The sequence below is a fragment of the Flavobacterium sp. genome (genome assembly GCF_030146175.1).
GTDB lineage: Bacteria > Bacteroidota > Bacteroidia > Flavobacteriales > Flavobacteriaceae > Flavobacterium.
Window position 1 is genome coordinate 1 of sequence record NZ_JASLCE010000144.1, and the last position, 14,087, is coordinate 14,087.

5 protein-coding genes are annotated in these 14,087 nt (G+C 41.2%); all 5 read left to right on the forward strand.

The window, feature by feature from the left end; genetic code table 11:
• A partial coding sequence (locus Q1R07_RS15880; RefSeq protein WP_300492145.1) for a ribosomal protein L7/L12 occupies positions 1–181 on the forward strand: 181 nt, incomplete at its 5' end.
• 259 nt (positions 182–440) lie between these two features.
• Entirely contained in the window at positions 441–4,253 is a 3,813-nt protein-coding gene (gene rpoB / locus Q1R07_RS15885) for a DNA-directed RNA polymerase subunit beta (RefSeq protein ID WP_300492146.1), read from the forward strand.
• Positions 4,254–4,323: 70 nt separating this feature from the next.
• Complete coding sequence (gene rpoC / locus Q1R07_RS15890; protein WP_300492147.1) at positions 4,324–8,622, forward strand: DNA-directed RNA polymerase subunit beta'; 4,299 nt, start codon at positions 4,324–4,326, stop codon at positions 8,620–8,622.
• Positions 8,623–8,627: 5 nt separating this feature from the next.
• Positions 8,628–8,936 (forward strand): DUF3467 domain-containing protein, encoded by a 309-nt coding sequence (locus tag Q1R07_RS15895; protein ID WP_136402316.1) that lies wholly within the window; start codon positions 8,628–8,630, stop codon positions 8,934–8,936.
• 332 nt (positions 8,937–9,268) lie between these two features.
• On the forward strand, positions 9,269–14,087 hold a 4,819-nt coding region (locus tag Q1R07_RS15900; RefSeq protein WP_300492149.1), incomplete at its 3' end, for a hypothetical protein.

The window sequence follows — 14,087 nt, forward strand, 5'->3', positions numbered from 1 at the left end:
TGGAGCTTCTAAATTAGCAGTAGTTAAAGCTGTTAAAGAATTAACAGGTTTAGGTCTTAAAGAAGCAAAAGATTTAGTAGACGGTGCTCCTTCAAATGTTAAAGAAGGTGTTTCTAAAGACGAGGCTGAAGGTCTTAAAAAATCTTTAGAAGAGGCTGGAGCAGTAGTTGAGCTTAAATAAGCTAAGCTTACTCTAAAAAGCTAGGTTTAGGCCTTGAGAAAAAATCTCAAAGGCCTAAACCATTTTGCGTATAATAAAATTATGGTATCTTCTAGTGTACAATAATTTGAAATGCAACCCCTTTTAATCGGTACGAAGAAAGAAAATGAAATATAACTTTCTGTTCATTTTCAGAGATGTATCGGTTTAAAAAAGAAAGTACAATTACTCTGTGTATTTACACAAAATTACTTTTTTTTAATCAAAATTTTGTCCATTGATGTTAACAAATCAGACTGAAAGATTAAATTTCGCCTCGACGAAAAACATCCCTGATTATCCGGATTTCCTAGATATTCAGGTAAAATCTTTTAAAGATTTCTTCCAATTGGAAACCAAATCTGACGAAAGAGGTAACGAAGGTCTATATAATACCTTCATGGAAAACTTCCCAATTACAGATACAAGAAATCAATTTGTATTGGAATTCCTTGATTACTTTGTTGATCCGCCACGTTATACTATTGAAGAGTGTATCGATAGAGGATTAACCTACAGTGTGCCGTTAAAAGCACGTTTAAAATTGTATTGTACCGATCCGGAACACGAAGACTTCGAAACGATAGTTCAGGATGTGTATTTAGGTACAATCCCATACATGACACCAAGCGGAACTTTCGTAATCAACGGAGCCGAGCGTGTTGTTGTTTCTCAGTTACACCGTTCACCGGGTGTGTTTTTCGGACAATCTTTCCATGCGAATGGAACAAAATTATACTCTGCCAGAGTAATTCCTTTTAAAGGATCTTGGATTGAATTTGCTACCGATATCAACAGCGTTATGTATGCTTATATCGATAGAAAGAAAAAATTACCAGTAACTACTCTTTTCCGTGCTATCGGATTTGAAAGAGATAAAGATATCTTGGAAATCTTTGACCTTGCTGAAGAAATCAAAGTTTCTAAAACCGGTCTTAAAAAATATATCGGTCGTCGTTTGGCTGCACGTGTTTTAAATACATGGCATGAAGACTTCGTAGATGAGGATACGGGAGAAGTAGTATCGATTGAGCGTAACGAAATTATCCTGGATCGTGATACGATTTTGGATAAAGACAATGTAGAGGAAATTATCGATGCTAACGTAAAAGCCATCTTGTTACACAAAGAAGATAACAACCAGGCGGATTACGCGATTATCCACAATACCTTACAAAAAGACCCTACCAACTCTGAAAAAGAAGCCGTAGAGCACATTTACCGTCAGTTGCGTAACGCAGAACCGCCTGATGAGGAAACCGCTCGTGGTATTATCGATAAATTATTCTTCTCAGATCAACGTTATAACTTAGGTGAAGTTGGTCGTTACAGAATGAATAAAAAATTAGGTTTGGATATCCCAATGGAAAAACAAGTGTTGACCAAAGAGGATATCATTACAATCGTAAAATATCTGATCGAATTGATCAACTCTAAAGCTGAGATTGATGATATCGACCACTTATCAAACCGTCGTGTACGTACTGTTGGTGAACAATTGTCGGCACAATTTGGTGTAGGTTTAGCTCGTATGGCCAGAACCATCCGCGAAAGAATGAACGTTAGAGATAACGAGGTGTTTACACCAATCGATTTGATTAATGCCAAAACATTATCATCGGTGATCAACTCTTTCTTCGGAACCAACCAGTTATCGCAGTTTATGGACCAAACGAATCCATTGGCTGAGATCACACACAAAAGAAGATTGTCTGCACTTGGACCTGGAGGTCTTTCGAGAGAGAGAGCCGGTTTCGAGGTACGTGACGTTCACTATACGCACTACGGACGTTTATGTCCGATTGAAACACCGGAGGGACCAAACATTGGTTTGATTTCATCTCTTGGAGTTTATGCGAAAGTAAATGGAATGGGATTCATCGAAACACCATACCGTAAAGTAGAAAACGGTAAAGTGAATCTGGTTGAAACACCAATCTATTTAAGCGCAGAAGAAGAAGAAGGTAAGATGATCGCGCAGGCGAATATCGAAATGGACGAGAACGGAACGATCACTGCCGACAGAGTTATTGCTCGTGAAGAAGGTGACTTCCCGGTTGTTGAGCCAAACGTTGTTCACTATACTGACGTAGCACCGAACCAGATTGCATCGATTTCAGCATCGTTAATTCCATTCTTGGAACACGATGATGCGAACCGTGCGTTGATGGGATCGAACATGATGCGACAGGCAGTTCCTTTATTACGACCAGAAGCACCAATTGTTGGTACCGGATTAGAGCGTCAGGTGGCGTCTGATTCCCGAGTATTGATTAATGCGGAAGGAAGCGGAACTGTTGAGTACGTTGATGCGAACATGATTACCATTAAATACGACAGAACCGATGCGGAAAGAGCGGTTAGCTTCGATCCGGACGAGAAAACGTATCAGTTAATTAAATTTAGAAAAACCAACCAGAGTACGTCAATCAACCTAAAACCAATCGTAAGAAAAGGTGATAGAGTTGCAAAAGGACAAGTACTTTGTGAAGGATATGCAACGCAAAACGGAGAGCTTGCTTTAGGACGTAACCTACAAGTAGCGTTTATGCCTTGGAAAGGGTATAACTTCGAGGATGCGATTGTAATTTCCGAAAAAGTAGTTCGCGACGATATCTTTACGTCAATCCACGTGGATGACTATTCATTGGAAGTGCGTGATACGAAATTGGGTAACGAAGAGTTAACCAACGATATCCCGAACGTAAGTGAGGAAGCGACTAAAGATTTGGATGAAAACGGTATGATCAGAATCGGAGCCGAGGTTAAACCTGGTGACATCCTGATCGGTAAAATCACACCAAAAGGAGAATCCGATCCAACTCCGGAAGAGAAACTTTTACGTGCAATCTTTGGAGACAAAGCGGGTGATGTAAAAGATGCTTCATTAAAAGCGTCACCATCATTACACGGTGTGGTATTAGACAAAAAATTATTCGCAAGAGCGGTAAAAGATAAACGCAAACGTTCTAAAGACAAAGACGATTTAGCACTATTGGAAACCCAATTTGAAGTGAAATTCAATGAATTGAAAGACAGATTGGTAGAAAAATTGTTCGACATCGTTAATGGAAAAACATCTCAGGGTGTAATGAACGATTTAGGTGAAGAAGTATTACCAAAAGGTAAAAAATTCTCACAGAAAATGTTGTATGCAGTTGAAGATTTCGCACACTTAACAAAAGGTCAGTGGACTACAGACGATGAAACCAATGCCATGGTGAACGACTTGATCCACAACTATAAAATTAAGTTAAACGACCTTCAGGGTGCTTTGAGAAGAGAGAAATTCACCATCACTGTTGGAGATGAATTACCATCCGGAATTTTAAAACTGGCTAAAGTTTACATCGCTAAGAAACGTAAACTGAAAGTGGGTGATAAAATGGCGGGACGTCACGGTAACAAAGGTATTGTTGCTAAGATCGTTCGTCAGGAGGATATGCCATTCCTTGAAGACGGAACACCGGTTGATATCGTATTGAATCCACTAGGGGTACCTTCCCGTATGAACATCGGTCAGATTTATGAGACCGTATTAGGATGGGCAGGACAAAAACTAGGTAAGAAATTTGCAACGCCAATTTTCGACGGAGCTTCTTTGGATGAAATCAATGCCTTAACAGACGAAGCGGGAATCCCAAGATTCGGACATACATACCTGTATGACGGAGGAACAGGAGAACGTTTCCACCAGCCGGCAACGGTAGGTATTATCTACATGTTGAAATTAGGACACATGGTTGATGATAAAATGCACGCACGTTCTATCGGTCCGTACTCATTGATTACGCAACAGCCTCTTGGAGGTAAAGCGCAATTCGGAGGTCAGCGTTTCGGAGAGATGGAGGTTTGGGCACTTGAAGCTTACGGTGCTTCCAGCACATTGAGAGAAATATTGACTGTTAAATCGGATGACGTTATTGGTAGAGCGAAAACTTACGAAGCTATCGTTAAGGGAGAAACTATGCCGGAACCAGGATTACCAGAATCATTCAATGTATTAATGCATGAATTGAAAGGTCTTGGATTAGACATCAGATTAGAAGAATAAATTTACACGGGAGTAGTCTTCGGATTACTCCCTTTTATAGCGTTTTAAATAAATCGATAGTATTCATATCATGACGAGATTAAAAGATAAAAATACCGTTAAAAGATTTAACAAAATTTCGATAGGTCTTGCTTCTCCGGAATCTATTTTGGCAGAATCAAGAGGTGAGGTTTTAAAACCGGAAACCATCAACTATCGTACCCATAAACCAGAGCGTGATGGTCTTTTCTGCGAGCGAATTTTCGGTCCGGTAAAAGACTTCGAATGTGCCTGCGGAAAATACAAAAGAATCCGTTATAAAGGAATCGTTTGTGACCGTTGTGGAGTTGAAGTTACTGAGAAAAAAGTACGTAGAGACAGAGTAGGACACATTAACCTGGTAGTGCCAATCGCACACATCTGGTATTTCCGTTCCCTTCCGAATAAAATCGGTTATATCCTTGGATTACCATCCAAAAAACTGGATATGATTATTTACTACGAAAGATACGTAGTAATTCAGCCGGGTATTGCAAAAGGACCAGACGGAGAAACATTAAAGACCCTGGATTTCTTAACGGAAGAAGAATACCTGAACATTCAGGATAGTCTTCCAATGGAAAACCAATATTTAGACGATACCGATCCGAACAAATTCATTGCTAAAATGGGTGCGGAATGTATCATGGACTTATTAGCGCGTATTGACCTGGATTCGTTATCCTACGATCTACGTCACGCGGCGAATAACGAAACGTCTAAACAACGTAAAACGGAAGCCTTAAAACGACTACAGGTAGTAGAATCGTTCCGTGAAGCGAACAACAACCGCGAAAACCGTCCGGAATGGATGATTTTAAAAGTAATCCCGGTTATCCCGCCAGAATTACGTCCGTTGGTGCCGCTTGATGGTGGACGTTTTGCAACATCCGATTTGAACGACCTTTACAGACGAGTAATCATCCGTAACAACCGTTTAAAACGATTAATGGAAATCAAAGCACCGGAAGTGATTTTGAGAAACGAAAAACGTATGCTACAGGAATCGGTAGACTCGTTATTCGATAACACCAGAAAAGCTTCTGCTGTAAAAACAGAATCAAACAGACCATTGAAATCCCTATCGGATTCCTTAAAAGGAAAACAAGGGCGTTTCCGTCAGAACTTATTAGGTAAACGTGTGGATTATTCAGCGCGTTCGGTAATTGTTGTTGGACCGGAAATGAAATTATTCGAATGTGGTCTTCCAAAAGATATGGCTGCCGAGCTGTACAAACCATTCGTTATTCGTAAGTTAATCGAAAGAGGAATCGTTAAAACGGTAAAATCAGCTAAGAAAATTATCGACAAAAAAGAGCCGGTAGTATGGGATATCCTTGAAAACGTAATTAAAGGTCACCCGGTATTACTAAACCGTGCTCCTACGTTGCACCGTTTGGGTATCCAGGCGTTCCAGCCAAAACTAATCGAAGGTAAAGCGATCCAGTTACACCCGTTAGTGTGTACGGCGTTTAATGCCGATTTCGATGGTGACCAGATGGCGGTTCACTTACCGCTTGGACCGGAGGCTATTTTGGAAGCACAATTATTAATGTTGGCTTCTCACAATATCCTTAACCCGGCGAACGGAGCTCCGATTACGGTACCTTCTCAAGACATGGTTTTGGGTCTGTACTACATGACCAAAGAACGTTTGTCTACGGAAACGCACAAAATCTTAGGAGAAGGATTAACTTTCTATTCTGCCGAAGAGGTAAACATCGCGTTAAACGAAGGAAAACTGGAATTGAATGCCCGTGTTAAAATCCGTGCAAAAGATTTTAACGAAAACGGAGAATTAGTATACAAAATCATCCAGACCACTGCCGGAAGAGTATTATTTAACGAAGTAGTACCGGAAGCTGCTGGATATATCAATGAAGTATTAACTAAGAAAAGCTTACGTGATATTATCGGTAAGATTTTAAGTGTTACCGATGTACCTACAACGGCTGCCTTCTTGGATAATATGAAAGATATGGGATACCGATTCGCTTTCAAAGGAGGATTATCCTTCTCTTTGGGAGATATCAAAATCCCGGATCAAAAACAAGATTTGATCGCCGATGCAAACAGTCAGGTTGAAGGAATTTCCATGAACTATAACATGGGTCTTATCACCAATAACGAACGTTACAATCAGGTAATTGACGTGTGGACTTCAACGAATGCATTATTAACGGAGTTAGCGATGAAAAACATTAGAGAAGACCAGCAAGGATTCAACTCGGTGTATATGATGCTTGACTCTGGGGCGAGGGGATCGAAAGAGCAGATCCGTCAGTTAACCGGTATGCGTGGATTGATGGCGAAGCCTAAAAAATCGACTGCTGGTGGTGGTGAGATTATCGAAAACCCGATCTTATCGAACTTTAAAGAAGGTCTTTCGATCTTAGAATACTTTATCTCGACGCACGGTGCCCGTAAAGGTCTTGCGGATACGGCTCTTAAAACGGCCGATGCCGGATACCTAACCAGAAGGTTACACGACGTATCTCAGGATGTAATCGTGAACTCTGTGGATTGTGGTACATTACGTGGTGTTGAAGTATCGGCATTGAAAAAGAATGAAGAGATCGTTGAAACATTAGGAGAAAGAATCTTAGGTCGTGTAGCGTTACAGGATGTAATCAACCCGCTAACAAGCGAAGTATTGGTTGCAGCGGGTGAAGAAATCACCGAAGCTATCGTAAAAGCGATCGATGCGTCTCCAGTTGAAAAAGTAGATGTTCGTTCACCATTAACGTGTGAAGCCGGAAAAGGAATCTGTGCAAAATGTTACGGACGTAACTTGGCTACCGGAAAAATGACTCAAAGAGGTGAAGCTGTCGGAGTAATTGCAGCACAATCGATTGGGGAACCGGGAACACAGTTAACACTACGTACGTTCCACGTGGGAGGTACCGCAGGTAACATCTCTGAAGAATCAAGCATTATCACGAAATTCCGCGGAAGATTAGAGATCGAAGATTTAAAAACCGTTAAAGGTGAAGACAACGAAGGTAACACTACCGATATCGTAATTTCACGTTCAACCGAGTTGAAATTGATCGACGAAACAACCGGAATCGTATTGAATACACACAATATCCCTTACGGATCTAGCATCTTTGTAAAAGACGGTGATATTGTGGATAAAGGAACAACCATCTGTAAATGGGATCCATATAACGGGGTAATTATTTCTGAATTTACCGGTAAGGTAGCTTACGAAGATATCGAGCAAGGACAAACGTTCATGGTTGAAATCGATGAGCAAACCGGATTCCAGGAAAAAGTAATCTCTGAGGGAAGAAATAAAAAATTAATCCCTACTTTATTGATCTACGGAAAAGATGGTGAATTGATCCGTTCGTACAACTTACCGGTGGGTGCCCACCTTATGGTTGATGACGGTGAGAAAATTAAAGCCGGTAAAATTTTAGTAAAAATCCCACGTCGTTCGTCTAAAGCGGGTGATATCACGGGAGGTTTACCAAGAATTACCGAGTTATTAGAAGCACGTAACCCATCGAACCCGGCTGTAGTTTCTGAAATCGACGGAGTAGTATCTTTTGGAAAAATCAAAAGAGGTAACCGTGAGATCGTGGTTGAGTCGAAGTTCGGTGAGATTAAAAAATACCTTGTAAAACTTTCCAACCAGATTCTGGTTCAGGAGAACGATTACGTAAGAGCGGGTATGCCATTATCAGACGGAGCGATTACTCCGGATGATATCTTAAGAATCCAGGGACCATCTGCTGTACAACAGTACTTGGTAAATGAGATTCAGGAAGTATACCGTTTACAAGGGGTAAAAATTAACGACAAGCACTTTGAGGTTGTAATCCGTCAGATGATGCGTAAAGTACAGATTCAGGATCCGGGAGATACCCTTTTCTTAGAAGATCAGTTGGCTCACACCAGCGACTTTATCGTAGAAAACGACAAATTATACGGAATGAAAGTGGTAGAAGATGCAGGAGATTCCGATAGCCTGAAAGCAGGACAAATCGTATCGCCAAGAGAATTGAGAGACGAAAACTCAATCCTGAAACGAAACGACAGAAACCTGGTAGTAGCAAGAGACGTAGTTCCGGCAACGGCAACTCCGATTCTTCAGGGTATTACAAGAGCATCGTTACAAACGAAGTCGTTTATCTCGGCTGCATCGTTCCAGGAAACAACAAAAGTATTGAACGAAGCTGCAGTAGCTGGAAAAGTGGACGGATTGGAAGGACTAAAAGAAAACGTTATCGTAGGACACAGAATCCCTGCCGGAACCGGTATGAGAGATTACGATAACATCATCGTAGGTTCTAAAGAGGAGTTCAACGAATTAATGGCTGCTAAAGAAGAATTTAATTACTAAGCATCATGAGTGAGAATAAGCAACAAGGTCAAATCAACATTGAGTTGGACGAGCAAACGGCAGATGGGATTTATTCCAATCTGGCGATCATCAACCACTCGAATACCGAATTTGTAATTGATTATATCAATATCATGCCGGGTGTGCCAAAAGCGAAAGTAAAATCCAGAATTATACTAACGCCACAACACGCCAAGCGTTTATTGGGAGCTTTAGCCGAAAATATCAATCGGTTTGAAGCTGCTCACGGTGAAATAAAAGAAGCAGAAATGCCTTCTATTCCATTAAATTTCGGGCCAACTGGCCAAGCATAATAGAAAGCCTCTCAATTTTGAGAGGCTTTTTTTTGAGTAAAATTTACACCTGTCAGGTTTTTAAAACCTGACAGGTGTTCTTGTTTAAATTGGTTTTTATTGCAAAATGCATTGTTTTTAGATTGACGTGATTTTAAATAATCAGGTATTATCATATTTTTATCAGAATGCAGTCACAAAAAGAACAACTTTTTAAAACAATACAAACTTTTTATAAACGAATTGTGAAAAATAAAAATTAATAAATCTTATTTGTGATATACTTTGTTAAGTGTTAATATTGTTATAAAATGTTTAAAAATTTAGTAATTTCACTTACTAAATCATTTTGTATGAATAAAAAATACTATTCATTAGGCAACGAATCCAATTCATTGTTTAATCAAAAAGGAAACCGTGATAATTCACGGCTTAAGAACATTCGACAGCAGGTCTGTTTAATGTTCTTTTTGTTTTTAGCTACGTTTGTAGGCCATGCACAGGTTACTACAAATGGGGGCTCGGGACTAAATCCTACCTATCCGTCATTAGCATCGGCTATAACGGCATTAAACGGAGCGACAATCACAAGTCCGGTAACCATTACGTTAACCGGTAATGAAACCGCACCGGCCGGAGGATATGTAATTACTGCCGAAGGTACTTCGACCAATGTAATCACCATTGCAGGAAGTACCAGTACCATTACGGCACCCACGCCACAAACATCCGGAGCGTTAAATGATGCCATTTTTAAATTGGTAGGAGCCGACTGGGTTACGATTCAGGGTTTCACCATGACAGAAAACGCGGCGAATACGACAACGGCAGCCGGTACGAACAACATGACCGAATGGGGAGTAGCATTACTTTATGCTTCTGCAACAAACGGAGCACAAAATAATACCATTCAGAACAATACGATCAGTTTAAATCGTACCTATCAGAATACATTTGGAATTTATAGTAACTCGACACACTCGGCTACAGCTGTGACTACTTCGACTACGGCTACCGGAGCAAACGGAGGAAATCACAATTTAAAAGTCTATACCAACGATATCAGTAATGTGAACATTGGAATCGTGGTAATTGGACCTACGGCCTCCGCCGACAATAACCAGGGGCTGGATATTGGAGGAACAACAACAGCCACAGGAAACAGCATCACGAATTTCGGAACAACCGGAACTTTTTCAGGTTATGCCAACGTATCGGGTTCTGTAAACGGCGTTTTAGTGCGTAATACCAAAAACTTTAATATTTCGCACAATACCATTACCAGTTCTAACGGTGGTGTAACGGTAGGAACATTGCGAGGAATCTATGTGACGGCATTTACAAATGTACCAACCGGAACTATTGTAAATGAAATCAATGCCAACACCTTTTCCCTTAGAAGTGGTTTGGCTGCTGGAGCAATATTTGGGATTTTAAACGAAGGATCAACCGTAAGTGCGACTTCGACTTTAAATATTAATAATAACGATTTCAATACTTTTGGACACACGGTAACCGCATCTGGAGCGATTACGCTTATTAGTAATGTAGCGGCAACGCTTAATACAAATATTAACGGAAATACATTTACGAATCTTAATGTAAATACAACCGGAAGTTTCACATTTATCACGAATAGTGTGACGCACCCGGCCAACGCTGTAACCAACGTAAACAACAATGCTATTGTAACAGCATTTGCTAAAACCGGAGCAGGCGGAACCGTTTATTTTTACGATTCATTCGGAAGTACATTAAGCGGAACGGAAACCAATAGCGGGAACAATTTCTCGAACGTAACCCTAACCGGAGCAACTACTTTAGGAGGATTCCGTAGCGCCGATGGTGGAACAGCCAGTTATCCTGGAAAAACAGTAACCAATAACACATTTAATAACATTACTACCGGAAACGCAGCAATAGCTATTTTAAATGTGGGATACAGTTTAACAGGCGGAACAAATAACGTATCCGGAAACGTGATCAGCAATATCACCGGAGCCAACTCGATTGTTGGAATTACTTCTGCCGCCGGAGATCATAATTTCTCAAATAATACTATTTCGGGATTAACAACAACCGGAGGTAATACCGTGAGTGCGATAGCAATTACCGGAGGTACATTACAAAATGTATCTAAAAATAAAATTTATAACATCGAAGCCAATAATGCATCGGGAGTTGTAAACGGAATTTTAGTAAGTGGTAGTACAACAACAAACCTGTTTAATAATATTATTGGCGATTTAAGAACACCGATTTCAAATGCAGCCAACCCATTAGTGGGTATTAATATTACAGGTGGAACAACGGTAAATGTCAATTACAATACTGTACGATTAAATGCAACCAGTACCGGAGCATCATTTGGATCGAGTGCGATTTCCGTATCGACAACACCAACTGTGTCATTGCGCAACAACATCTTTGTAAACCAGTCAACACCTAATGGAACGGCATTGGCAGTGGCTTTCAGAAGATCGGGAACTTCATTGACAACCTATGATGCGGTATCGAATAACAACCTGTATTTTGGGCCGACATTATTTGCTGATGGAACCAATACCGATACCGTATTGGCAACCTTAAAAACCAGAATGGGTACACGTGATAGTGCTTCGATATCTGAAAATCCAACATGGACTTCTACTACAGGAACGAATGCAGGCTTCTTACATATCAATACAACGGTAGCCACTCAGATTGAAAACGGAGGAACACCGGTTGTTGGAATCACAGACGATTTCGACGGAGATGTTCGTAGTACTACTACACCGGATATTGGAGCCGATGAGTTTGCGGGAGTTCCTATGGATCTTACGCCACCGGTAATTGTACATACCACTTTAGCAAACGTTTGTGCCGTTGGAACCAGAAATATCACGGCAACGATTACGGATGCCAGTGGAGTACCTACATCAGGAGCCGGACTACCGGTAGCTTACTGGAGAATTAATACCGGAGCGTATACAGCTGCCATAGCTACGAGTTTAGGAGCCGGACAATATCAGTTTGCAGTTGGAACCGGAGCAGCCATAGGCGATACGGTAAGTTATTATTTCGTAGCTCAGGATAATGCCGGTACACCAAATATCGCTGCATTACCAGCACCGGGAGCGGCTACATTTACGATTAACCCGCCAGCAGCCGGTACACCGCCAACAACACCATTCTCTTATAGTCTGACAGCACCGTTAAACGGAGTATACACAGTAGGGACAGGTGGTGCTTATCCAACAATTACGGCAGCTGTTGCCGATTATAATACACGATGTTTATCAGGACCGGTTACATTCTCTTTAACCGATGCAACCTATACCGGAGAAACCTTCCCAATCACAATCAATACCAATGCCGATGCCAGTGCTATCAATAGGTTGACAATTGTACCGGCTACGGGAGTGACACCAACGATCTCAGGATCGAATGCCACGACAATCTTTAAACTTTTTGGAGCAGATTATGTGACTTTCGACGGAAGTAATAACGGAACAACAACACGTGATTTAACGATTACCAACACCAATTCTGGAGGTGTAATCGTATGGGTTGCTTCGGTAGATGCAACTAATGGAGCAACGAATTCGATTTTCCGAAATATAAAATTCGTAGGAAATGCACCAACAACAACTGTAGCCGGTTTGGTAGTGAGTGGATCTACTTTAGGAGCCGCAGCAGAATCGCCAAATACAGGCTTTACATCGATCAATAATACCTTTAACAAAATGCAGAATGGAATCTTTGCTATTGGAAATGCTACAACTCCGGATCAGGGATTTGTAATTTCCAATAACGTATTTGGTTCGACTACTGCAGTTGATAAACTTGGATTCCGAGGTCTTGCAGTACAAAATGCACAGGCATTTGTGATTTCCGGTAACGATATCAAAGGAGTTACTACCACAACAACGAGTACTTCTTCCGGTATTTTAGTAGGAGGAGTTGCGATAAACGGAAATGTATTTAACAATAAAATTGCCGATGTTAAGAATACGAATACAACCGGATATGGTAGTAATGGTATTTATTTGAACTCCAATAGTGTGATAGCGGCCATCAACGTATATAACAACTTTATCAGCGATGTAGCGAGTTACGGATATTCAGCCGGAGGAGCCGTTGCAGATAATGGTTATGGTATTATTGTGGGGCAGGGAGCAGGATATAACATTTACCACAACACGGTAGCGATGAATAGCAACCAAACCGTAAGTGGAAGACCGGCAGCGATAAACATTACTACAGGTGTAACCTTACCGGGTGCGATCAACCTGAGAAATAATATTTTTGCCAACTCGCAAACACAAACCGGAGCGCGTTATGCGATCTATTCGGAAGCAGCCAATACCGTTTTTGCGGCAATCGATTATAACAATTATTCGACAACAGGAACCAATTTAGCCTATATTGGATCGGACAGAGCCGATTTAGCAGCATTGGTAACTGGTTTTGGTGGAAATGTGAATTCGAAAAACGTAGTGCCGGTATTTACATCGACAACCGACTTACATTTGGTTCCGGCATCGAATATTTACCTGGATAACACAGGAACACCAATTGCAACGGTAACAACCGATATCGACGGCGATACACGAAGCCTGACTACTCCTGATGTGGGAGCCGATGAGTTTACTTCTCCGGTTTGTACGACAGCGGTTGGAGGAACTGCGACGGCTACGGTGAGCACAATGTGTGCTTCCGGAACAACAACGATTCAGGTAACCGGATATTCAACAGGAGAAACAACAACCTATCAGTGGCAATCGTCTTCCGATTTAGCTTTTACAGCACCGGTAAACGAAGGAACGGCTTCGGCAACGTATGCTGATTTGACAACCGGAACAATTACACAGACCACATACTACCGTTTGGTCGTAACCTGTGCAGCATTGGGATTACCGAGTTTTTCCAGCGTAGCGACAGTAACGGTAAACGTAACAGCATTACCAACAGCTACGGCACAATCGTTCTGTAGTGGTGCGACAGTAGCCAACCTTGTTGCTACGGGAACCGGAATTCAGTGGTATGATCAATCAACAGGAGGAACGGCTTTAGCAACTACGGTTGTTTTGGCATCAGGACCTTATTTTGTAACACAAACCATCGCAGGATGTGAAAGTGCCCGATTACAGGTAGATGTTATTGTAAATGTAACAGCACAACCAACAGCAG

Bases quoted from the DNA above. Each gene is read 5' to 3' on its own strand.
- Q1R07_RS15895 (WP_136402316.1), top strand. From the start codon at position 8,628: ATGAGTGAGAATAAGCAACAAGGTCAAATCAACATTGAGTTGGACGAG.
- rpoC (WP_300492147.1), top strand. From the start codon at position 4,324: ATGACGAGATTAAAAGATAAAAATACCGTTAAAAGATTTAACAAAATT.
- rpoB (WP_300492146.1), top strand. From the start codon at position 441: ATGTTAACAAATCAGACTGAAAGATTAAATTTCGCCTCGACGAAAAAC.